General features: G+C 74.7%; 21 protein-coding genes and 1 pseudogene. 15 read left to right on the top strand and 7 right to left on the bottom strand.

The genetic code is table 11. From position 1 onward, the window contains the following. Window positions 1-5: 5 nt before the first annotated feature. A complete protein-coding gene (locus tag G7Z13_RS03080; RefSeq protein WP_165995789.1) occupies window positions 6-2,324 on the bottom strand; it encodes a hypothetical protein in 2,319 nt (772 codons plus the stop codon). A gap of 323 nt (window positions 2,325-2,647) precedes the next feature. Between G7Z13_RS03080 and G7Z13_RS03085 the strand changes: the two genes are divergently transcribed. Beyond that, complete coding sequence (locus G7Z13_RS03085) at window positions 2,648-3,481, top strand: DeoR/GlpR family DNA-binding transcription regulator (protein ID WP_165995791.1); 834 nt, start codon at window positions 2,648-2,650, stop codon at window positions 3,479-3,481. 166 nt (window positions 3,482-3,647) lie between these two features. Here the strand turns inward: G7Z13_RS03085 and G7Z13_RS03090 are convergent, their stop codons facing one another. Beyond that, complete coding sequence (locus tag G7Z13_RS03090; protein ID WP_165995792.1) at window positions 3,648-4,787, bottom strand: PLP-dependent cysteine synthase family protein; 1,140 nt, start codon at window positions 4,785-4,787, stop codon at window positions 3,648-3,650. Window positions 4,788-5,100: 313 nt separating this feature from the next. Here G7Z13_RS03090 and G7Z13_RS03095 point away from each other — a divergent pair, with 313 nt between their 5' ends. Continuing rightward, complete coding sequence (locus tag G7Z13_RS03095) at window positions 5,101-5,424, top strand: hypothetical protein (RefSeq protein WP_165995795.1); 324 nt, start codon at window positions 5,101-5,103, stop codon at window positions 5,422-5,424. Window positions 5,425-5,625: 201 nt separating this feature from the next. After that, the gene (locus G7Z13_RS03100; RefSeq protein WP_165995796.1) at window positions 5,626-6,213 is read left to right on the top strand and encodes an ATP-binding protein; all 588 of its coding nucleotides are present in this window, start codon (window positions 5,626-5,628) and stop codon (window positions 6,211-6,213) included. A gap of 313 nt (window positions 6,214-6,526) precedes the next feature. Here G7Z13_RS03100 and G7Z13_RS03105 read toward each other — a convergent pair whose 3' ends face one another. Continuing rightward, entirely contained in the window at window positions 6,527-6,811 is a 285-nt protein-coding gene (locus tag G7Z13_RS03105; RefSeq protein WP_165995798.1) for an SHOCT domain-containing protein, read from the bottom strand. A gap of 331 nt (window positions 6,812-7,142) precedes the next feature. On the opposite strand from G7Z13_RS03105, the gene rox reads away from it, so the two are divergent. The 8 genes and pseudogenes from rox to G7Z13_RS03145 all read left to right on the top strand — a co-directional run bounded on the left by rox (window position 7,143) and on the right by G7Z13_RS03145 (window position 14,056). Further along, window positions 7,143-8,570: a rifampin monooxygenase gene (rox, locus tag G7Z13_RS03110; RefSeq protein WP_165995800.1), complete on the top strand. Its 1,428-nt coding sequence runs from the start codon at window positions 7,143-7,145 to the stop codon at window positions 8,568-8,570. Between the two features lie 26 nt (window positions 8,571-8,596). Further along, complete coding sequence (locus G7Z13_RS03115) at window positions 8,597-9,184, top strand: TetR/AcrR family transcriptional regulator (RefSeq protein ID WP_165995801.1); 588 nt, start codon at window positions 8,597-8,599, stop codon at window positions 9,182-9,184. Between the two features lie 11 nt (window positions 9,185-9,195). Beyond that, window positions 9,196-9,780, top strand: coding sequence for a DUF4865 family protein (locus tag G7Z13_RS03120; protein ID WP_165995803.1), 585 nt, complete (start codon window positions 9,196-9,198; stop codon window positions 9,778-9,780). Next, complete coding sequence (locus G7Z13_RS03125) at window positions 9,777-10,688, top strand: phosphotriesterase (protein WP_165995805.1); 912 nt, start codon at window positions 9,777-9,779, stop codon at window positions 10,686-10,688. Before G7Z13_RS03120 ends, G7Z13_RS03125 begins: the two co-directional genes overlap by 4 nt. Before the next feature lie 130 nt (window positions 10,689-10,818). Continuing rightward, a pseudogene (locus tag G7Z13_RS03130) lies at window positions 10,819-10,989 on the top strand (DUF1272 domain-containing protein); the annotation flags it as partial. Window positions 10,990-11,074: 85 nt separating this feature from the next. Beyond that, a complete protein-coding gene (locus G7Z13_RS03135) occupies window positions 11,075-11,659 on the top strand; it encodes a TetR/AcrR family transcriptional regulator (RefSeq protein ID WP_165995807.1) in 585 nt (194 codons plus the stop codon). A gap of 81 nt (window positions 11,660-11,740) precedes the next feature. Then, complete coding sequence (locus tag G7Z13_RS03140; protein WP_165995809.1) at window positions 11,741-13,234, top strand: MFS transporter; 1,494 nt, start codon at window positions 11,741-11,743, stop codon at window positions 13,232-13,234. Between the two features lie 57 nt (window positions 13,235-13,291). Next, window positions 13,292-14,056, top strand: a complete 765-nt coding sequence (locus tag G7Z13_RS03145) for a glucose 1-dehydrogenase (protein ID WP_165995811.1) — start codon at window positions 13,292-13,294, stop codon at window positions 14,054-14,056. A 206-nt stretch (window positions 14,057-14,262) separates the two neighbouring features. Here the strand turns inward: G7Z13_RS03145 and G7Z13_RS03150 are convergent, their stop codons facing one another. Continuing rightward, window positions 14,263-14,898 carry a response regulator transcription factor gene (locus G7Z13_RS03150; RefSeq protein ID WP_165995813.1) on the bottom strand — a complete coding sequence of 212 codons (636 nt, stop codon included), beginning with the start codon at window positions 14,896-14,898 and terminating at the stop codon, window positions 14,263-14,265. Continuing rightward, a complete protein-coding gene (locus G7Z13_RS03155) occupies window positions 14,895-16,133 on the bottom strand; it encodes a sensor histidine kinase (RefSeq protein WP_165995815.1) in 1,239 nt (412 codons plus the stop codon). The genes G7Z13_RS03150 and G7Z13_RS03155 overlap by 4 nt, the downstream gene beginning before the upstream one ends. Window positions 16,134-16,320: 187 nt before the next feature. Here G7Z13_RS03155 and G7Z13_RS03160 point away from each other — a divergent pair, with 187 nt between their 5' ends. The 3 genes from G7Z13_RS03160 to G7Z13_RS03170 all read left to right on the top strand — a co-directional run bounded on the left by G7Z13_RS03160 (window position 16,321) and on the right by G7Z13_RS03170 (window position 18,799). Continuing rightward, a complete protein-coding gene (locus G7Z13_RS03160; RefSeq protein WP_165995818.1) occupies window positions 16,321-17,409 on the top strand; it encodes an ABC transporter permease in 1,089 nt (362 codons plus the stop codon). After that, window positions 17,406-18,089: an ABC transporter ATP-binding protein gene (locus G7Z13_RS03165; RefSeq protein ID WP_165995820.1), complete on the top strand. Its 684-nt coding sequence runs from the start codon at window positions 17,406-17,408 to the stop codon at window positions 18,087-18,089. Before G7Z13_RS03160 ends, G7Z13_RS03165 begins: the two co-directional genes overlap by 4 nt. 350 nt (window positions 18,090-18,439) lie before the next feature. Beyond that, window positions 18,440-18,799 (top strand): hypothetical protein, encoded by a 360-nt coding sequence (locus tag G7Z13_RS03170; protein WP_165995822.1) that lies wholly within the window; start codon window positions 18,440-18,442, stop codon window positions 18,797-18,799. A gap of 122 nt (window positions 18,800-18,921) precedes the next feature. On the opposite strand, the gene G7Z13_RS03175 is transcribed toward G7Z13_RS03170, so the two are convergent. Both G7Z13_RS03175 and G7Z13_RS03180 read right to left on the bottom strand, forming a co-directional pair. Then, window positions 18,922-20,163: an ROK family protein gene (locus tag G7Z13_RS03175; protein ID WP_165995823.1), complete on the bottom strand. Its 1,242-nt coding sequence runs from the start codon at window positions 20,161-20,163 to the stop codon at window positions 18,922-18,924. Window positions 20,164-20,190: 27 nt separating this feature from the next. Then, window positions 20,191-20,844 carry an alpha-ketoglutarate-dependent dioxygenase AlkB gene (locus G7Z13_RS03180; RefSeq protein ID WP_165995825.1) on the bottom strand — a complete coding sequence of 218 codons (654 nt, stop codon included), beginning with the start codon at window positions 20,842-20,844 and terminating at the stop codon, window positions 20,191-20,193. A 68-nt stretch (window positions 20,845-20,912) separates the two neighbouring features. Here G7Z13_RS03180 and G7Z13_RS03185 point away from each other — a divergent pair, with 68 nt between their 5' ends. Next, entirely contained in the window at window positions 20,913-22,049 is a 1,137-nt protein-coding gene (locus G7Z13_RS03185; protein WP_165995827.1) for a methyltransferase, read from the top strand. The last annotated feature ends 36 nt before the right edge of the window (window positions 22,050-22,085 follow it).

The raw sequence follows: 22,085 nt of genomic DNA on the forward strand, positions 1-22,085 counted from the left end.
GCCGCTCAGGGCGCGCACGGGGGCCGCTGGCCCGGCAGGTCGGGCCGCAGCCGGGCCAGCAGCCGCTCGCGTTCCTCGGCGAACGCGGCGTCCGCCTGGTAGTCGGAGTGGCCGAGGACGGGCGCGGGCAGCGGATGGTCGTCGGTACGGCCGTGCGCGAGCGGGTCCTTCAGCGGCGCGCGGTCGACCTCGGGGCCGCCGTCGGCGGGCACCCTCACCGGTCCTCCGATGGGGTCGGTGAGCCGGTACAGATTGCGCCAGCAGTCGACCTCGTGGTGCAGGGCGCTCAGCGCGGCCGGCCCGAAGTGGGCGGGGAACCAGCGGCCGTACAGCCGCTCCAGCGGTGAGCCGTACGTCAGCAGGGCGACGCGCCGGCGGGTGGCCGGGGAGAGCTGCCAGGCGGTGGCGGCGGCCAGGACGCTGCCCTGGGAGTGGCCGGAGAGGACCAGCCGGCCGCCGGTGGTGCGCGTCCAGGTGTCGATCCGCCAGGTCAGGTCGGGCACCGCGCGCTCGGCGTAGCAGGGCGGGGCGAAGGGGTGGGCGGCGCGCGGCCAGAAGGTGCCGACGTCCCAGAGGATGCCGATGGTGCGGCGCGCGGAGGCGTCCTTGTAGGCGCGCCGGCCACAGGTGACGAACAGTATGAAGCCGAAACCGATGAGCCAGGAGCCCAGTGCCTGCGCGGTCTCGGCGGCGCCCCGGACGACGTCGTAGGCGTCGCGGGTGGCCCGGCTGGGGGTCTGTCCGGTGACCAGGGCGCCCACGAGTGCCCCGGCGCCGAGCAGCAGGGTGGAGACGGAGACCACGGCGACGAGGAGGGGGCCGCGGTCGGTGAGGGAGGCCATCGCGCGGACCCGGGCGATCCGCCGGGTGCGGTCCGGTTCCAGGCGCTCGCCGGGGTAGTCGCGGGCCACGGCCTCGCGTTCGGCGCGGGCGAGCCGCAGGGCGCGCCGGGCCAGTACGCCGCAGAGCACGAGCAGGACGACGAGCAGCGGCGGGATCACGGAGGCCTGCCAGGTGAGCAGGACGGGCGGGCCGGGGATGACGGCGTGGGTGCCGTCCAGCCAGTCGGCGACCCGCTGGGACACCCCGCCGGACATCACCCCGCCGAGCGCGCAGGCCAGCATGGCGACGGCGGGACCGCCGAGGCCCTTGAGGGCGGCGCGGGCGTCGGGCCGGGTGCGGTGGAGCAGGTGGGCGACGCCGGCGAGGGCGATGACCAGCAGGCCCTGGACCAGGTTGACGGCCCCGAAGACGGCGTCGCCCGGCAACCGGCCGGAGGACTGCCAGGCGGGCCGCTCCCACCCGCCGTACACGAGGGCGAGGGCGAGCAGGAGGAGCGCGACGAACGGCAGCCGGCGGACGAGTGACTCGTCGGTCGCCCGGTCGATGCGGCGCTCGCTGCGGCCCCGCGCGCCGACCACGGCGACGGCGACGACCGCGACGGCGAGCAGGGCCGCCGACAGCAGCAGGCCCGCCACGTCGAGTGCGGCCGGCCCGCCGGGGGCGCGGTCGTGCCGGACGGCGGGGCCCAGGACCGCGGCGGCCACCGTGAGCAGGCCGGCGGCGGTGTGCGCGGCGCGCAGCCGGGCGACCAGGCGCCGCCCGTACCAGAAGCCGGGCCGGGCCAGCGCGGTCGGTGCGTCGTCCTCGGCGGGCCGCGGGGCGGTGGTGAGGGGCAGCTGGGACTCGTAGGCGTTCCAGGTGCGCAGGGAGAGGTACCAGAGCAGGCCGACGAGGGCGGCGGGCAGCAGTGCGGCGAGGGCGAGGCGGCGGCCCGGCAGGCTCCACCAGCCGCCGTCGGAGACGGTGGGTGACAGGAAGCCGATCCAGGAGTGCCGTGCGGCGCACGCGGAGGTGCCCGCGCACTGCCAGGCGGCGAGGTCGAGGGCGACCTCGCAGGCCGCGGCGGTCAGCAGCACGGTCAGGGTGAGTCCGGCGAACCGCACCAGCAGCCCGTAGAGGCGGATCACGCGGGGGCGGCCCTCGGCGGCGGGGCGCATCCAGTGGGCGAGGTTGACCACCATGAACGGCAGCAACAGCAGCCACAGGGCGCGGGCGCCGTTGCCGGAGGTCAGGTTGCACCAGACGTACGCCTCGGGAACGGGGCGGCCGTCGGTTCCGGCGTTGCGCGCGGGGTCCTCGACGTCGGCGGTGCGGCGGAAGACGGCGGCCGTGTCGTCGCCCGCGACCCGGGTCGTGCGCGGATCGTCCAGCATCCGATCCGGTGTGGTGCCGCCCACGCCGTGGACCAGCAGTTCCATGGCTGCTCCGGGCCCGGTCGCGGCAGCCGTCTCGGTCAGGGCACGTTCCTGCGCGTTCTCCACCTGTGGCACTTCCCCCGTGACGCACCGTCGGCCATTTCGTCCGTGCGGGCACCAGGATTGCCCGCCGGACGGATGACATACCCCCATCGTCACGGAATCTCCCCGATACGGGTCACGGATGAGCCGCAGATGAGACACAAGTGACATGTGCGCGTCCGGCAACCGATGGCGCGGCCCGTCCCGGCCCGTGCGAGGATGGGACGCCCGCGCACCGAGACCACGGGATACGCCCTCGTCGACGGGGGTGCGCCCGCTTCGGGCGGACCCGGGACCCGGGGGTGCGGGGGCGTGTCGGAGGTTTGAGGGAAAGGACCGGAGCGTACGTGAGCGAGAATCAGAACCTCCTCGCGGAGCAGCGGCGCGCCCTGATCCTGGACGAGGTGCGGCGCCGCGGCGGCGTCCGCGTCAACGAGCTGACCCGCAAGCTCGGTGTGTCGGACATGACGATCCGGCGCGATCTCGACGCGCTGGCCCGGCAGGGCGTGCTGGAGAAGGTGCACGGCGGCGCGGTGCCGGTGGCGGAGGCGAGTACGCACGAGCCCGGCTTCGAGGCGAAGTCGGGTCTGGAGCTGTCCGCCAAGGAGGACATCGCGCGGGCCGCGGCCGAGCTGGTCGCGCCGGGTGCGGCGATCGCGCTGTCCGGCGGGACGACGACGTACGCGCTGGCGCACCGGCTGCTGGACGTGCCCGATCTGACCGTCGTGACCAACTCGGTGCGGGTGGCCGACGTCTTCCACACGGCCCAGCGGACCTCGGGGCAGCGCGCGGGCGCGGCGACGGTGGTGCTGACCGGCGGGGTGCGCACGCCGTCCGACTCGCTGGTGGGCCCGGTGGCCGACCAGGCGATCGCGACGCTCCACTTCGACGTGCTGTTCCTCGGTGTGCACGGGATATCGGCCGAGGCCGGCCTGTCGACGCCGAACCTCGCGGAGGCGGAGACCAACCGGCGCCTGGTGCAGTCGGCGCGCCGGGTGGTGGTGGTCGCCGACCACACCAAGTGGGGCACGGTGGGCCTGAGTTCGTTCGCGACGCTGGACCAGGTCGACACCCTGGTGACGGACGCCGGGCTGCCGGCGGAGGCCCGCGCGGAGATCTCCGAACATCTGCGGCTGGTGGTCGCGGGCGAGCCCGACAGGGACGAGGACGCGGACGGCTGACGCGACGTCAGCGACGGCGCGCCTCCATTCAGGGGGCACCTCGGGCCGGCGGCAGCACCGGGTGAGAACGGCCCGCCCTCGCCGGGAGCGCGTCCGCGCCGCGCCGCGCCGGCGACGGCCGCCCTGCCCGGCGGAGGACGCGACCTCGCGGACGTCCGGACGGCTCCTAGTCCGGCCAGACGCCCGTCGCCAGCAGGGACTCGATCGCCGCCGCGTACGGGCGGACGTCCAGCCCCTGCTCGGCGAGCCAGGTGTCGGAGTAGTACTTGTCGAGGTAGCGGTCGCCCGGGTCGCACAGCAGGGTGACCACGCTGCCGGTACGGCCCCCGGCGGCCATCTCGGCGACGATCTTCAGCGCGCTCCACAGGCCGGTGCCGGTCGAGCCGCCCGCCTTGCGGCCGATGGCCTGTTCCAGTGCGCGGACGGCGGCGACGCTCGCCGCGTCGGGAACCTTCATCATCCGGTCGACGGCGCCCGGTACGAAGCTCGGCTCCATCCGGGGGCGGCCGATGCCCTCGATGCGGGAGCCGCAGTCGCAGGTGACGTCCGGGTCGCCGGTGGTCCAGCCCTCGAAGAAGCAGGAGTTCTCCGGGTCGGCGACGCACAGGCGGGTGTCGTACTGCATGTAGTGGACGTAGCGGGCGATGGTGGCGGAGGTGCCGCCGGTGCCGGCCGTGGCGACGATCCACGCGGGCTCGGGGAAACGCTCCAGGCGCAGCTGGCGGAAGATCGACTCGGCGATGTTGTTGTTGCCGCGCCAGTCGGTGGCCCGCTCCGCGTAGGTGAACTGGTCCATGTAGTGCCCGCCGGTCTCGGCGGCGAGGCGGGCGGACTCCGCGTACATGGTGCGCGGGTCGTCCACGAAGTGGCAGCGGCCGCCGTGGAACTCGATAAGGCGGATCTTCTCGGCACTGGTCGTGCGCGGCATGACGGCGACGAAGGGCACGCCGATCAGCTTGGCGAAGTACGCCTCGGAGACGGCCGTGGAGCCGCTGGAGGCCTCGATGACCGGGCGGCCGGGGCGGATCCAGCCGTTGCACAGGCCGTAGAGGAAGAGGGAGCGGGCGAGGCGGTGCTTGAGACTGCCGGTGGGGTGGGTCGACTCGTCCTTCAGGTACAGGTCGATGCCCCAGTGCTCGGGCAGCGGGAAGCGGAGCAGATGGGTGTCGGCGGAGCGGTTGGCGTCCGCCTGAACCTTGCGGACGGCTTCCTTCAGCCAGTCGCGGTAGGCGGTGTCGGTGCGGTCGACGTCGAGGGTGTCGAGGGTCGCGCCGGCGGGGGGCTGCTGGGGGGTGCTGGTGCTCACGACGGGGCTCCTTAGGCTGCGCGCCGACGGCGCGTCGCGCGGCCGACACCCCGATGATAGACAGCTTCCGCACGCTTCTCACCTGCATAAACGCATCTTAGGAGGGCTCAAAGGCGGGCTGCGGGAACAGGCGTGCGAGGGGGTGCGCGCGGTGCGCGGCGGGGGCGCATTCGACCGAGTGCTCCGGGTGTCCGGTGCGCCCGGCACATGCGCACTGGTGCTCGAGGCGGGGGCGGGGCAGACTGCACCGGGGGCGGGGTGATGCCGCCCGGCGGGGCCACGCGTGACGACGCGACAAGGGGGCGTTCGGGGCATGGCGGAGCCGGAGTTCACGGCCATGGGCGTGCGGATCGGCAAGGGGCTGCGCTCGCTCACCCGGGCCGGTCAGGTTCGGATCAGGCGCGGCCGGCTGGAGCTGCTGACCAGTTACGGCAGCGAGATCGACAGCGCGCCGGTGCAGGCGGTGCGAGCGTCGCGGCCGTGGTTCGGCTCCGACGGGCGGGCCCTCGCCGACCTGAACGGCAAGCGGTACCTCCTGACCCTGGGCGAGCACGACCCGGCGCCGGGTGAGCCGGGGCCGCCCGCGGCGGGCCGGTTCATCGAGGCGGTACGCCGGGCGGCGGGGCGCGGCGACTGAGATGACCGAGACGCAGGCGACGTCCGCGAGTTGCGCCACCGCACCCCCTGGGTCACGCTGGTCTCACGTCACTCTGGGTTTACCGGCGATAACGCTGCGAACCAGCCCGCCGGGCACGACAGCAGGCGGCCGTTTGACGCGGGCTCCCTGCTGGATCCGAACTCCGTGTTCTTCCGGACCTCACGTCGGGGAGTCGCAGCCGTGATCACTTACCCAAGCAGACACTGCACGGTGGAGCTCCAAGCCCTGCCGTCGCGGATCGGCCAGGTCCGCAGAATCGTTTCTGCGCAATTGCGCTACTGGCATCTGGACGCCTTGATAGACCGGGCCGCGCTCGGTGTGACCGAACTGCTCACCAACGTCCACCGGCACGCCCAGCCCGACAAGATGTGCACCGTGGAGATCGAGCTGCTGCTCGACCGGCTGAAGGTCTCGGTGCGCGACCACGATCCCCGCCTCCCGGTGGTGGCGGACGCCGAGTCACTGGCCACCTGCGGGCGCGGGCTCGCGATGGTTGCGGCGGTCAGCGAGAGCTGGGGGGCGCTGCCGGACGGCGAGCAGGGGAAGGTCGTCTGGTTCACCCTGCCGACACCGGCCCCCACCCGCAAGGCACCCCCGCGCCCGCCCCGCCGCATCGACACGGAACCGTCGCCGCGTCCGCCGCGCCGCGCGGAGCTGGAGACAACCGTGCGCCGCCTGGCGGAGATCGAGCCCGTCACCGCCCCGGAGCCGGCCGCCGAGACGCGCCGGCCCGCACACGCTCCCGCCCGGTCGGCCGTTCCCGGCTGATCGGGCGGTGAGGGGGCGGTTCCCTGCGGGGCGGTTCCCTGCGGGGCGGTTCCCTGCGGGTGCGCTTGCGGGCGGTGGGGGTGCGCTGCGGGGCCCGGGTTCGCTGGGGGGCGGGGAGAAGTCTGTGAAGTGGCGGTGCGCGTGCGGACTGAGAGGGCTGGAGCGGGGGCGGCGAGACAACTCCCGGTCGCCGAGCTGACACGCACCTGCCCCAGCAGGCCGCCCGCGGGCGTGTTCGCCCCCCAGCAAGCCCCCCGCCCGGCGCCGTCCCGCCGTACCCTCACCGCCGACACGGCACCCCCTGCCCGCGTCGTCACCTTCCCCCCGCACCTCCCGCACGTCCGAACTGCTCCTCCAGGACGGACAGCCGGCGCCAGTACTCCTCCTCGTCGATCTCACCGGAGGCGAAGCGGCGGCCGAGGACGGTGAGGGGTGAGGGGTGGTCGGCGGGGGCGGGGCGCCCGGAGGGGCCGTGGCCGCGCCACGCGGTGCGGCGCAGAAGCGTGATGCCGCCGAGGACGACGGCTGCCCAGATCAGTGGGAAGAAGAGGATCCAGGCGCCGGGGGCGGCGTCGCCGAGGTGGGCCAGGGTGTGCATGGTGGGTCGTCTCCCGAGTCGGTTTCTCCCGGATCCGTGATCCGGTGTCCGGTGATCCGTGATCCGGTGTCCGGTGATCCGGTGGTGCTTCGAGACTGACCCCAAAGAGGGCGCGGAGGCGTCGTACCGCCGGCGGCAATCGGCGTACGTCGCGGGGAGTACCCGCCGGACCGGCGTGTGCGCAGCGGCCCGGAGAACGACAAAGGCAAGGAGCCACGCGCTCCTTGCCACTCTCAACGTATAGCGCACCGGGGGGCTTGCGGCAAGGCCCCCGTCGTCGCGCAGAATCTCCGGCCTGGACCGGAACGCGCGGGAAAATCGGGGTGCGGAGATGATCGACGTGATCGTGGTCGGCGGTGGGCCGACCGGCCTGATGCTGGCGAGCGAGCTGCGGCTGCACGGGGTGCGGGTGGTCGTGCTGGAGCGGCTGGCCGAGCCGACGAAGGAGTCGCGCGGGCAGGGCCTGCACGCGCGCAGCGTCGAGGTGATGGACATGCGGGGCCTGCTGGAGCGGTTCCTGGCGGTGAGTGAGAAGTTCCAGGTGGGCGGCTTGTTCGCGGGGATCGCCAGGCCGTGGCCGGACGGGCTGGACACCGCCCACCCGTACGGCCTCGCCACCCCGCAGCCGGTGACCGAGCGGCTGCTGAACGAGCGGGCGCAGGAGCTGGGCACCGAGATCCGGCGCGGGTGCGAGGTGGTCGGGGTGAGCCAGGACGAGGACGGGGTGAGCGTCGAACTGGCGGACGGCACGCGGCTGCGCTCGCGCTATGCCGTCGGGTGCGACGGCGGCCGCAGCACGGTGCGCAAGCTGATCGGCGTGGGCTTTCCCGGCGAGGCGGCCACGGTGGAGACGCTGCTGGGCGAGATGGCCCTGACCGCGGACCGGGAGACGATCGACGCCGTCGTCACGGAGGTCCGCAAGACCCAGTTGCGGTTCGGCGCCGTTCCCCTCGGGGACGGGGTGTACCGCGTCGTCGTGCCCGCCGACGGGGTGGCCGAGGAGCGTACGGCGCCGCCGGCCCTGGAGGAGTTCCGGCGGCAGCTGCGGGCCGTCGCGGGCACCGACTTCGGCGCGCACGCGCCGCGCTGGCTGTCCCGGTTCGGCGACGCCACCCGGCAGGCCGAGCGGTACCGGGCGGGACGGGTGCTGCTCGCGGGCGACGCCGCGCACATCCACCCGCCGACCGGCGGACAGGGCCTCAACCTCGGTGTGCAGGACGCGTTCAACCTCGGCTGGAAGCTGGCCGGCGCGGTGGCCGGCTGGGCTCCGGCGGGCCTGCTGGACAGCTACCACGCCGAACGGCACCCGGTGGCCGCCCGCGTGCTGGGCAACACGCGGGCGCAGATCGCGCTGATGGGCACCGATCCGGGCGCGACCGCGCTGCGGGAGCTGTTCACGCGGCTGATGGACTTCGAGGACGTGAACCGGTACGTCACCGGGATGATCACGGCTATCGACGTCCGCTACGACTTCGGCGAGGGCCACGAACTGCTCGGCCGCCGGATGCGCGACCTGCCCCTGAAACAGGGCCGGTTGTACGAGCTGACGCACACCGGCCGCGGGCTGCTGCTGGACGGCACCGGGCGGCTCTCGGTCGCGGGCTGGACCGACCGGGTCGATCACGTCGTCGACGCCGGCGAGGTACTGGACGTACCCGCGGTGCTGCTGCGCCCGGACGGCCATGTGGCCTGGGCCGGTGAGGACCAGGAGGGCCTGCTCGGCAGGTTGCACAAGTGGTTCGGAGCGCCGATGCGGTAAGCCACTCGACGAGTGTAACTACTAGTATGTACAGTCACTTCATGAGTACCTCCGAGCGACTGATCCAGTCCACCCGCGAGCTGCTCTGGGAGCGCGGTTACGTGGGCACGAGTCCCAAGGCGATCCTGGAGCGGGCCGGCGCCGGGCAGGGCAGCATGTACCACCACTTCAAGGGCAAGCCGGATCTCGCGCTGGCCGCGATCCGGCGGACGGCCGAGGAGATGCGAGCGACCGCGGAGGGCGTGCTCGGCGGGCCGGGGACGCCGTACGAGCGGATCGCGGCCTATCTGCGGCGCGAGCGTGACGTGCTGCGCGGCTGCCCCGTCGGGCGGCTGACCATGGACCCGGACGTCGTCGCCAGCGAGGAACTGCGCGCGCCCGTCGACGAGACGCTCGACTGGCTGCGCGAGCGGCTCGCCGGGATCGTCGTGGAGGGGCAGGAGTCGGGCGAGTTCGCGGCCGGGCTCGACGCCGAGGAGGTGGCGGCGACGATCGTCGCGACCGTCCAGGGCGGTTACGTCCTCGCCCGCGCCTCCGGGCTCCCGTCCGCCTTCGACGCGGGGGTGCGCGGCCTGCTCGCCCTCCTCGCGCCGCCCGCCCAGCCCACCGTCTGAGGAGCCGTCCGGTGCACGCGATGCAGTACGAGATCACCCTGCCCGCCGACTACGACATGGGGATCGTCCGCGCGCGGGTCGCCCGCCTCGGACATGCCCTCGACGACTGGGAGGGGCTGGGGTTCAAGGCGTATCTGATGCGGGAGCGCGGCGTGCAGGGGTCGCCGGTCAACCAGTACGCGCCGTTCTATCTGTGGAACACCGTGCGGGGCATGAACCTCTTCCTGTGGGGCGAGGGTTTCCGCAGGCTCAGCGATGACTTCGGGCGGCCCGTCGTGCGGCAGTGGACGGGGCTCGCCCACGAGGAGGGCGCCGCCGCCGGGGCGCCCGCGCGGGTCGCGGTGCGGGAGCGCCGGGCGGTGCCGGAGGGTGCCGTAACCGGTGAGGTCGCCGGGGAGGCGGCGCGCGAGGCCGCGCGGCTCGCGGCCCGTGGCGGCGCGGTGTGCGCGGCGGCGGCCGTGGACACCGCCCGCTGGGAGCTGGTCCTCTTCTCGCTCTGGGCGGACGACACACCGGAGGCGGACGGTGACGTGTTCCGGGTGCTGCATCTGTCGGCGCCCGAGCGGGCGCGGCTGCCGCGGGGCCGGCAGTGGTGAGCCGCGTCCGCACGGTGCTCGGGGACGTGCTCCCCGGGCAGCTCGGCGTCTGCGACGCGCACGACCATCTCTTCCTGACCAGCCCGCGCCTGCCGGGCCAGGAGCTGCGGGACGTGTCCGCGGCCCGCGCGGAGCTGGCCGCGTTCCGCGCGGTGGGCGGCGGCAGCGTGGTGCAGTGGACGCCGTACGGCATGGGACGGCGCGCGGCCGAACTGCCGGGGCTGTCCCGGGAGACGGGGGTGCACGTGGTGGCGGCGACGGGACTGCACCAGGCCGCGCACTACGACGACGCCACGCTGGGCGGGCTCCGCGACCGGCTCGCGGAGGTCTTCGTCGCCGAACTCACCGAGGGCATCGGCACATCCGGGGTGCGAGCGGGGCTGATCAAGGTGGCGGGCGGGTTCCACGCCGTCGACGCGCACGCCCGCTGGACCATGGCCGCCGCGGCCGAGGCGCACCACGCGACCGGTGCGACCGTCGCCGTCCACCTGGAGCTGGGCACGGGCGCGCTCGACGTACTGGACCTGCTGTGCGACGAGCTGGGTGTGCCGCCGCACCGGGTGGTCCTGGGGCACCTCAACCGCTCGCCCGACCCGGTCGTCCACCGCCAGGCCGCCGAGTCGGGCGCCTACTTGGGCTTCGACGGCCCGTCGCGGGCCCATCACGCCACGGACTGGCGGATGCCGGACACCGTACGGCGACTGGCCGACGCCGGGTTCGCCGACCGGCTGCTGCTCGGCGGGGACACCACGACGTCCGCCGGCCGCTCGGTGCACGGCGGGCCCGGTATGCCGTATCTGCTGCGCCGGGTGCGGCCGAGGCTGGCGGCCGAGCTGGGGGCGGAGCTGGTCACGCGGATGCTCACGGAGAATCCCGGGCGGGCGTTCGCGGTGGACTGGGCCTGCTGAGCGCTCCGCCGCGCCGCGTGGCCCGATCTTGTCGGCCGCTGTCCCGCCGGGGTGTTCAACGGCGCGGCGGGCGCCCCGAGGATGAGGATCTTCGGCCACGGGGGTCCGGGCGGGAGAGGGGGGACGGGGCATGGCCCTGGAGATGCGCGAGGGGTGCGAGCGGTGCGGAACGGCGGCGTTGCCGCCGGACGGGCCGGCCCTCGTCTGCTCGTACGAGTGCACGTTCTGCGCGTCGTGCGGCGCCGCCCTGCGGGGCATCTGCCCCAACTGCGGCGGGGAGCTGGTGGCCAGACCGCGCCGGGCGGTGGCCGGTCAGGGCAGGCCGCGAACTGTCGCCACACCGGCCATACTTGACCGGTCGTTCTCGAATCGCCTAGGGTCACGGTATGGCGAGGAGCAAGGAATTCGACCCGGACGCCGTTCTGCAGTCGGCCCTCGAACTGTTCTGGCAGCGCGGGTACGAGGCGACGTCCATGGCGGACCTCGTCGAGCACCTCGGGATCGGACGCGCCAGCATCTACGCCACCTTCGGCAACAAGCGCGATCTGTACCTGAAGGCGCTCGACCGGTACGGCGAGTCGCAGAACCCCACGCTCCTGCGCGAGCTGTCCCAGCCGGGTCCCGCGCTGCCCGCCGTGCGCACGGTCGTGCGGCGGTTCGCGGCCGAGGCCATGGACGACGCCCGCCGCGCGGCCGGGTGTTTCGTCACCAACACGGCGGCGGAGCTGGCCCCGCACGACACCGCCGCGGCCCGGCGGGTCGAGCTGAGCTGGGAGCACCTGGAGACCCTGCTGCACTCGGCACTGGTGCGCGCCCAGGCCCAGGGCGAGCTGGCCGAGGAGCGCGATCCGCGGGCGCTGGCCCGGTTGCTGCTGGTGCTGATGCAGGGGCTGCGCGTGGTCGGCAAGGCGTCGAGCGATCCGGCGCGGGTGCGGGACGCCGCCGAGCAGGCGCTTGCGCTGCTGGACTGAGCCGGACCCGTGAAGCATGCGGCAGGGCGGTCGCTTTTGGCCGCCCTGATACTTGACCGAACGATCCAGAAAGGGGGGTGCATGGCCACGGAAGAGGGGCGTGCGATCGAGCAAGGGCCGCTCACGACGGCAGGCGACGCCGCCGAGCCCCTGCCCGGCCCTGCGCCCGCCGCCCGCCCGGCCTTCGCGCTGCTCGGCTGCTTACAGGTCACGCTGATCTTCACGCTGGCCTCCGTCGCCGTGCCCCTGCCCGAGATCGGCCGCCGCTTCGGGCTGGGGCGCGAGGAGCTGATCCTGCTGAGCGCGGCCTACGGGCTGGCCTTCGCCGGACTGCTGCTGTCCGGGGGCCGCCTCGCCGACCGGTACGGCGGGCGGCGGACCCTGCTGGCCGGGCTGCTGCTGTTCGGCGCGGCCTCGGTCGCCGCCCCGCTCGCCCCGGCGTATCCGCCGCTGCTCGCCGCCCGGTTCGCGCAGGGCGCCGGTGCCGCCCTGGTCGCGCCGGCCGCCATGGCCGTACTGCGCACCCTGTTCCCCGCGCCGCCCGCCTACCGGCGCGCGATGGCGACCTGGGGCGGGCTGTCGGTGCTCGGCGCCACGGCGGGCAACCTGCTCTCCGGCGTCATCTCCGCGCTGCTGTCCTGGCGTTGGGCCTTCGCCGCGCCGCTCGCCGTCACGGCCCTGGCCCTGCCGCTGGCGCCGCGCCTCCTCCCGGCGGACCGGCCGCGGGCCCGGGACTTTCCCGGCTCCCTCGACGCCCGTGCCGCCCGCGACCCTTCCGGCTCCCCCGACGGCCGCGACCTCTCCGGCTCGCCCGGCGGCCGCGTGCCCCGACTCGATCTGCCGGGTGCGCTGCTCGCGACGGCCGGGATCGTGGCCGTCAGCTACGGACTCGTCCTCACCGACGCACGTCCCTGGAGCTCGGCGCACGTGCTGGGGCCGCTGTCGGCGGGCGGGGCGCTGCTCGTGGTGTTCGCGGTCGTGGAGCGGCGTACGGCCGACCCGTTGTTGCCGCCGGGCTTCCTGCGCGACGCGCGGCGGGTGCTCGGGCTCGTCGCGACGGCGCTGACGGCGGCCGGGACCAGCACCGTCTTCGTGCTCTTCTCCCTCCATCTCCAGCAGGAGCGCGGCTGGTCGGCGCTGTCCGCCTCGGCGGCGTTCGTGCCGTTCGCCGCGGTGCTCCTCGGCTGCGGACGGGTGGCGGGGCGGTTCGTCGCCCGGCACGGTCCCGCCGCGGTCACCGGGGGCGGGCTGGCGGCGGGGGCCGCCGGGCTGGGGCTGCTCGCGCTCACCGGGTTCGACGCCGAAGTCCCGTACGGCTACGGCGTGTTGCCCGGCCTGGTGCTGCTGCCCGCCGGGGCCGCCGCCGCGTTCGCCGGCGCCGCCGTGCTCGCCACCGACCGGGTGCCCGCCGCCCGGACGGGGCTCGCGGGCGGGGTGCACAACACCGCGATGGAGGTCGGGCCGACCCTCCTCTTCGCCCTGCTGCTGGCCGCCGGCGGCGACCGGGCGAGCCTCGCCGCGGCGGCCGGGCTGTTCGCGCTCGCCGTCCCGCTGCTGCGCCTCGCGCGCCCCTGACCATCCGATCCGACCGACGCGATGTCCCTGACACCCTGAGAAGGAAGGCAGTTCCCCATGTCCCGTACGCGTTTCACCGATCGCACCGTCCTCGTCACCGGCGCCGGGTCCGGCATCGGCCGGACCACCGCCCTGGCGTTCGCGGCCGAGGGAGCCTGGGTCGTCGTCGCCGGGCGGCGCCGGGCGGCACTGGACGAGACCGTCGCGCTGATCGAGGCGGCCGGCGGTACGGCGCTCGCGCACACCGCCGACGTCAGCCGCGCCGACGACGTGGCCGCGCTGGTCCGGGCCGCCGTCGACCGGTTCGGCTCGCTCGACGTGGCCGTCAACAACGCGGGCGTGTTCCGCGGCGGGCCGCTGCCCGAGCTGTCCGAGGAGGACTGGCGGACCCTCTGGGACGTCAACGTCACCGGCGTCTTCAACGCCATGGCGGCCGAGATCCGCCGGATGCGCACCCAGCCGGGCGGCGGCGCGATCGTCAACGTCGCCTCCAACCTCGGTGCCCACCAGCAGGTGAACGGCGCCACCGCCTACGCCGCGACCAAGGCGGCCGTCACCTCGCTCACCCGGGGCGCCGCCCTGGAGCACATCCGCGAGGGCGTGCGGATCAACGCGGTCAGCCCCGGCGCGTCCGACACGGCCATGTCGCTCCAGCCGGGCGAGACCGAGGAGGAGCGGGCCGTACGGATGAAGGAGCAGTCGCCGCTCGGCCGGGTCGCGTCGACGGAGGAGGTGGCACAGGCGGTCCTCTACCTGGCGTCCGACGACGCCGCCTCCCTGGTCGGCACGGACCTGGTGGTCGACGGCGGCGCGTCCCTCTGAGGCGGGGTTTTTGCCGTAGCTGTCCGGTCGAGCCGTGCACATCACGCGCGTCGCGTCCGGTGCCCTCCGCCGAGTCGAGGCCACGCTCGACTCGGCGGACGCGCACCGCAGCCCGGCGAGCGCGCACCCGTGCGCGTGCGGCGGGGCGATCGAGGGGTACGGCGGTGCCGGGGCGCAGCCGGCTGCCCGTTGGTGCTCGCGTCGTCTCAGCGGCGGATGAGGCCGAGGTCGGTGGCGGTGGCGACGGCTGCGGTGCGCGAGTCGACGTGGAGTTTGGCGTAGATGCGGGCCAGGTGGGACTTGACGGTGCCCTCGGTCAGGTGGAGGCGGTCGGCGACGGCCTGGTTGGACAGGCCGTCGGCGACCAGGGCGAGGACCTCGGTTTCGCGCCGGGTCAGGGCGGTGCCGGGGGCACGCAGCCGGTTCATCAAGCGGTTGGCGACCGTGGGCGCCAGGGTGGTGCGGCCGGCGGCCGCGGTGCGGACGGCGGCGGCCAGGTCCTCGGGCGGGGCGTCCTTGAGGAGGTAGCCGGTGGCGCCGGCCTCGATGGCGGGCAGGGTGTCGGCGTCGGTGTCGTAGGTGGTGACGATCAGCACGCGGGGTGCGCCGGGGCGTGCGGTGATGGCGGCGGTGGCCTCGGCGCCGTTCATTCCCCTGCCGAACTGCAGGTCCATGAGGACGACGTCGATGTCGCCTCGGGCGGCGCGGGTGATGGCGTCCTCGGCGGTGGCGGCCTCAGCCACCACGGTCATCCCGTCCTCGGTCTCCAGCACGGCGCGCAGCCCTGCCCGTACGACGGGGTGGTCGTCGGCCAGGAGCAGGCGGATGGGGGTGTCGGTCACGGGCGGGCCTCGGGATCGGTCTCGGTCTCGGTTTCGGGCTCGGCTGGCCGGGTGAGGGGCAGCTGGGCGGCCAGGGCGGTGCCGTGGCCGGGGGTGGATGCGAGGGTGAGGGTGCCGCCGAGGGCGTGCACGCGGGCGCGCATGGCGGCCAGTCCGAAACCGCCGGTCTCCGGGTCGGGGGCCGGAAGCCGGCCCGGGTCGAAGCCGCGTCCGTCATCGACGATGTCCACCGCGACGTGGTCGCCGAGGTAGCTCAAGGTGACATCGGCAGCAGTGGCGTCGGCGTGGCGGACGGTGTTGGCCAGCGCGGACTGGGCGACGCGCAGCAGCACGACCTCGTGCGCGGTGGCCAGTGGGACGGGCTCGCCGGTGAGGTGGAAGCGTGCGGTGAGCCGGTGCCGGGTGCTGGTGGTGGCGCACAGGCGCTCCAGGGCGCCGGCGAGCGTGGTGCCCTCCAGGGCGGGCGGGGCGAGGGCGGCGACAAAACGGCGGGCCTCGGCGAGGTTGTCCACGGCGGCCTGCCGGGCCTGGTCGACGTAGCGGGCGGCGTTCTCCGGTGCGCGGGGCAGGGCGCGCTCGGCAGCGCGCAGCAGCAGCTGGATGCTGGAGAGTCCCTGAGCGAGGGTGTCGTGGATCTCGCGGGCCAGGCGTTCGCGTTCGGCGAGCACTCCGGCGGCGTGCTGTGCGCTGGCCAGGTCGGCGCGGGTGGCGGTGAGTTCTTCGATCAGGTGCCTGCGCTGTTCGCTCTCCCGGTACAGGGCCTGGTAGCCCCACACCACCGCGACGGCCACGGCGGCGCCGAGGGCCGGGCCGATGGCCATCGCGGGGCTGAAGAAGCCCTGGTGCACGGCGAAGCCGGCGGTGGCCGCCACCGCCGTGGCCGCCACCGCCGCCTGTCCCGCGCGGCGGGGCAACAGGTGCAGCTGGAGGAAGTACAGCGGGAACGCCACCCACACCCCGTCGGCCGACAGAGCCAGCAGCACCAGCCAGCAGGCGCCCACGGCGGCCAGCCACAGTGCGGCGGCCCGCCGCGAGCGGCGCACCCGGGGCAGCACGGGACCGACCGCGTAGATCACGGCGCACGCCGCGGCCGTGGCGGTGATCAGCGCGGTGTGCGGGCGGTGGTCGGCGACGGCCCGGCCGGCGGCCAGGGCGAGCAGGGCGACGACCAGCACGTGCAGGCACCAGGTCAGGGCGCGCGTGGTGGAGGTCAGCGTGGGGGCGGTGGCGTTCACAGTCCTTCCAGCCTATGGAGAAGCCCCCGGCCCGGCTTCCCTCGAAAGTTACAACCGGCGTGCCGCCTTTCGGTGCGGCGAGTGCTGTCCTGGGCCAGATGCCCAGGCGGGGGTCCGGCAGCGACGGTGGAGTCATAGCGCTTCCACCCCGTACCAGTGACATCCCATGAGGAGGCAGGCCCAAGCCGTGTTCGTTGCCTGGAGAGATCTGCGGTTCGCCAAGGGGCGCTTCGCGCTGATGGGGACCGTCATCGTGTTGATCACCCTGCTGGTCGGGCTGCTGTCCGGGCTGACCGCCGGTCTGGGTCAGCGGAACGTCTCCGCGATCACGGGACTGCCCGCGGACAAGATCGCCTTCGCCGCGCCCAGCGCGGGCGAGGACCTGTCGTACTCCGACTCCACCGTCACCGGGAGGCAGTGGCGGCAGTGGGCCGCGACGCCCGGCGTGAGCAGCGCCGAACCGCTGGGCATCACCACGACCAAGGCGAGCGTCGGAAGCAGGAGCACCGGGGTTTCCGTCTTCGGCGTGCGGCCCGGTTCCGCACTCGCCCCCGACGGCGACAGGATCGACGACCAGAGGGCGGTCCTGTCCGCCACCGCGGCCGACGGCCTCGGCGTGACGACGGGTGACACCTTCGCTCTGGGCGGACAGAGGGTGAGCGTCGCCGCGGTGAGCGGGGATGCCTCCTTCAGCCACAGCCCGGTCATCTGGACCAGCCTCGACACGTGGCGGGAGACCGCGCCCCCCACGGGCGGGGCCGGCGGACCGACCGCCACCGTCATCGCCCTGGACACCACCTCCGGCACCGACGTCGGCGCCGCCGACGAGGCTGCGGGCACGAAGACGGTCGCCAAGGACGACTCGCTGTCCGCGATCGGCTCCTACGCCTCCGAGAACGGCTCCCTGCAGCTGATGCGCGGCTTGCTGTTCGCGATCTCCGCCCTGGTCATCGGCGCCTTCTTCACCGTGTGGACCATCCAGCGCAGCGGCGACGTCGCCGTCCTCAAGGCCCTGGGCGCCTCCACCGCCGGCCTGCTCGGGGACGCCCTCGGCCAGGCGGTGATCCTGCTGACCGGCGGCACGCTGATCGGCACCGGCATCGCCGCCGGCCTCGGGGCCCTCGTCGCCGGGAGCGCGGTGCCGTTCCTCCTCACGCCCGCGACCGTCCTGGTCCCGGCCGCCGTGATGATCGCGCTCGGCGCGCTCGGAGCCGCCCTGTCCATCCGCCGCATCACCTCCGTCGACCCGCTGACCGCCCTGGGGAACGCCCGATGAGCCTGCGTCTGACCGACATCACCCTCACCTACCCCGACGGCGACAGCCGTCTCACCGCCCTGGACCAGGTCACTCTTGAGGTGCCCAAGGGCAGCCTGACCGCGGTCGTCGGGCCCTCCGGCTCCGGCAAGTCCAGCCTGCTGGCGGTCGCCGCCACCCTGATCACCCCCGATGCCGGCACCGTCGTCGTCGACGGCACCGACACCACCGGGATGGGCCGCGGTGAACTGGCGGAGCTGCGCCGCCACAAGATCGGCATCGTCTTCCAGCAGCCCAGCCTGCTGCCCTCCCTCACCGCCGTCGAACAGCTCCAGGTCATGGCGCGGATCGTCGGCCTCACGCCCCGCACCGCCCGGGCCCGGGCCATGGAACTGCTCGACGCCGTCGGCCTGGCCGACCGGGCCCGCCGGCGTCCCCACCAGCTCTCCGGCGGCCAGCGCCAGCGCGTCAACATCGCCCGCGCCCTGATGAACGACCCCACCGTCCTGCTGGTCGACGAACCCACCAGTGCCCTCGACCACGAACGCGGCGCCTCCGTCATCGACCTCATCACCCGCCTCACCCGCCGGCAGGCCACCGCCACCGTCCTGGTCACCCACGACCGCACCCACCTGACCGCCGTCGACCACATCGCCGAAGTTCACGATGGTCGCCTCCGACTGCCCGCGGCGGCCCGCTGATCCGCCGACGCCCAGCGCCGACGCCGACGCTCACCCGTCATGCGAACGTGCCCCGGCGCACCGGGGCACGGCACGCCCTCCTCCCGTCGTCCGCACTCCGAGATGGTCTTCCGGGCGGCAGCCGGGTTCTGCCAGCATCCCCCGCATGCAGCAGCAGCCGATTATCAGCGGCGGCGTGCCGGCACCGAACCCGCAGGAGTGACCCTTCACGGTTCACCGCCCGCACGCAGACCTCTCGCACCTCGCGAGGGGTCTTTTCGTTTTCCGGCCTCACCACGGCCCCCGGCCCCACCACGGCCCCCGGCCCCACCCAGGCCCGACCACGGCCCCAGAGACAAGGACCCCCACCCATGGAACACGCCCGGCTCACCGTCACCCTCCAGCTCGGCCACGGAACGCTCGCACGACTCGCCGCCACCCTCAACAACCACCACGTACTGGGTCTCGCGTACACCACGGCGTCACCGGGCCCGGCCACGGCCGTCGTACACGTGCCGCGGCCCGACGCCCCGCGCGCACAGCAGAAGCTGCGCAGACTGGTCGACGTGATCGACGTGTCGCTGGACCCCGCGTCGGCCGGCACCGCCGAGACGCCGTACCTTCCCGCGCCCGCCCCTGGTGCGGCTCCGCCCGCGCACGGTCCGACCGACGCCGACAGCGACGGCACCGCCTCCCGCGCCGACGTCGTCACCCTGTCCCCCAGGGCTTGAACCGAGCGCCGTACGCTCCGGGCCGGACGGGGAGTCGCGCCGCCCCTGCCCGGACTGCGGCCTGCTGTTCCCGCTGCTCGCCGCCGTCGTCCTCGTCGAGCCGCTCAGGCGCGGGCCGGGCGTCAGTACGACAGGGCGCCGAGCGGGTCGTCCAGCACCGGCTGCCATGCCAGTTCCGCCGCGCCGACCAGGCTGTTGTGGTCGAGCGTGCAGGGCAGGATCGGGACGCCGCCGCTGCGGCCCCACAGGCTGCGGTCGGCGACGACCGCGCGCAGCCGCTCGGGGTCGGTGTCGAGCAGCGTGCGGTGCAGGCCGCCGAGGATGATCCGGTCCGGGTTGAGGATGTTGACCAGCCCGGCGAGGCCGAGGCCCAGCCGGTCGATCAGTGCCTCGGCGGCCGTGCGGACGGCCGGGTCGTCGTACTCCTCGCGCAGCAGGTCGTTGGCCTGCTGGAGCAGCGACACCTCGGGGCCGGGCTCGCGGCCCGCGGTGGTGAGCAGGGCCAGCGGGTCGGCCTCGACGTCGAGGCAGCCGCGGCTGCCGCAGTGGCAGGGGCGGCCCTCGGGGTTGACGGTGAGGTGGCCGACCTCCAGGGCCAGGCCCGAACTGCCGGAGTGCAGGCGGCCGTCGAGGACCAGCGCGCCGCCGACACCGCGGTGTCCGGTGGCCACGCACAGCAGGTCGCGGGCGCCGCGGCCCGCGCCGTGCCGGTGCTCGGCGAGCGCGGCGAGGTTGACATCGTTGGCGGCGAACGCGGGCCCGTCGATGCCGGCGGCGCGCACCCGGTCGGCGAAGATCTCCCGCACCGGCGCGCCCGCCGGCCAGGCCAGGTGCAGCGGGTTCAGCGCCAGGCCCTCCGGTTCGGCGACCGCGGACGGCACCGCGAGACCGGCGCCCACGCACCGCCGACCGGTCTGCCGCAGCAGGTCGGCGCCCGCCTCGACGACCGAGCCGAGCACCTTCGCCGGGTCGGCGTCGACGGTCTCGCAGCCGGGCGCGGTGGCGACGATCCGCCCGCCGAGCCCGACGAGGGCGGCGCGGAAGCCGTCGGCGTGCACCTGCGCGGCGAGCGCGACGGGCCCGTCGTCGGCGAGCCGCAGCCGGTGCGAGGGGCGGCCCTGGGAACCGGCGGCGGCGCCGGGCCGGGCGTCGACCCGGATCAGGCCGAGGGCCTCCAGCTCGGCGGCGACCGCGCCGGCCGTGGCGCGGGTGACGCCGAGTTCGGCGGTGAGCACGGCGCGGGTGGGCGCCCGTCCGGTGTGCACCAGCTCCAGCGCGGGTCCGAGCGCACCGCGCCCCCGGTCCAACCGCGTCCTCGAGGTGGTCCCTTCCCCCGCCGGCCGGGGGTCCGCCTTGCCGCTCATGAGGGCGAGTCTCCCATGATCCGCGCGTCATCCGGCGGGCGGGAAGCCGCTCACCCGCAACGTCACGTTCAGCCGCCCGCGCAGCCCGAGTCCGGGCGGCGCGGTCCCCGGCCGCACGCGCGGCACCCCGTGGTAGGCGAGCCGGGAGGGCCCGCCGAACACGAACAGGTCGCCGCTGCGCAGCTCGACGTCCGTGTACGGGCGGGTGCGGGTCGCGGTGTTGCCGAACCGGAAGACGCAGCTGTCGCCGAGGCTCAGGGACACCACCGGCGCGTCGGAGCGTTCGTCGGCGTCGCGGTGCATGCCCATGCGGGCGTCAGCGTCGTAGAAGTTGATCAGGGCGATGTCGTAGGGCGGCGCCTGCTGTCCGAGGGCGTCGCGCACCGCGCGCCAGGCCAGCGCGTCCAGCCACGCGGGGAACGGCTTCACGGGCGCGCCGTCGCCGTCGGCGACCGTGCGGGCGTAGGCGTACGGGTACCAGTGCCAGCCGAGGCAGACCTGGCGGGCGGTCATGGTGCCGCCGCCGGGGGTGCGCACCGTGCGCAGCCCGGCGGGCGGGCGCGCCCACTCCCGGCAGGCCGCCAGCAGCGCGCGCTGCCCGTCCGGATCCAGCCAGTCCGGCAGGTGCACCGCGCCCGGCGCGACCTGCGCGCGGGGCCGGGGGAACAGCTCGGCGTCCATACCGTCCATCCTCCCCCACCGGCCCTGAGCTGCGGCTCGGCTAGGGTTGACGCACGATGAACGACCGTATGACGACCCCCTGGGGCGACCTGGCGCTCACCCGTTTCCCCGCCGACCCGCGTGAGAGGCTGCGGGCGTGGGACGCCTCCGACGCGTATCTGCTGCGGCATCTCGCGGCCCGGGAGGCGCCGCTCACCGGGACGGTCGTGATCCTCGGCGACCGCTGGGGCGCGCTGGCGACGGCGCTCGCGGAGCACGGCCCGACGCAGATCACCGACTCCTTCCTCACCCAGGAGGCGACCCGGGCGAACCTGGAGCGGGCCGGGGTGCGGCCGGGCACCGTGCGGCTGCTCACCACGCAGGACGCGCCGCCGGAGCGGATCGACGTGCTGCTGGTACGGGTGCCGAAGAGCCTGGCGCTGCTGGAGGACCAGCTGTCGCGGCTGGCGCCCGCGCTGCACGCGGAGTCGGTGGTGGTCGGCACCGGCATGGTCAAGGAGATCCACACCTCGACGCTGCGGCTGTTCGAGCGGATCGTCGGCCCGACCCGCACCTCGCTGGCCGAGCAGAAGGCGCGTCTGATCTTCTGCACGCCGGACCCGTCGCTGTCCCGCCCCGCGAACCCGTGGCCGTACCGGTACGTGCTGCCCGACGGGATCGGGCCCGTCTCCGGGCGTACGGTCGTCAACCACGCGGGGGTGTTCTGCGCGGACCGGCTCGACATCGGCACCCGGTTCTTCCTCGGGCACCTCCCGCGGGCGCGCGGGGCGCGGCGGGTGGTGGACCTGGGCTGCGGCAACGGCGTCGTCGGTACGGCGGTGGCACTGGCCGATCCGCGGGCCGAGGTGCTGTTCGTGGACGAGTCGTTCCAGGCGGTGGCGTCCGCGGAGGCCACCTACCGGGCCAACGGGGTGCCCGGACACGCCGAGTTCCGGGTCGGCGACGGGCTGGCCGGGGTGGCGTCGGACAGCGTGGACGTCGTCCTCAACAACCCGCCGTTCCACTCCCACCAGGCCACGACGGACGCCACCGCCTGGCGGATGTTCAGCGGCGCCCGGCGGGTGCTGCGGCCGGGCGGCGAACTGTGGGTCGTCGGCAACCGGCACCTCGGCTACCACGTGAAGCTGCGGCGCCTGTTCGGCAACAGCGAGGTCGTCGCGAGCGACCCGAAGTTCGTCGTGCTCAGGGCGGTCAAGCGGGGCTGAGCCCATCCGTTCGCCTGCGCCGTTCCGGGGGCGGGT

Origin of the sequence: Streptomyces sp. JB150 (assembly GCF_011193355.1) — a bacterium.
Lineage (GTDB): Bacteria > Actinomycetota > Actinomycetes > Streptomycetales > Streptomycetaceae > Streptomyces.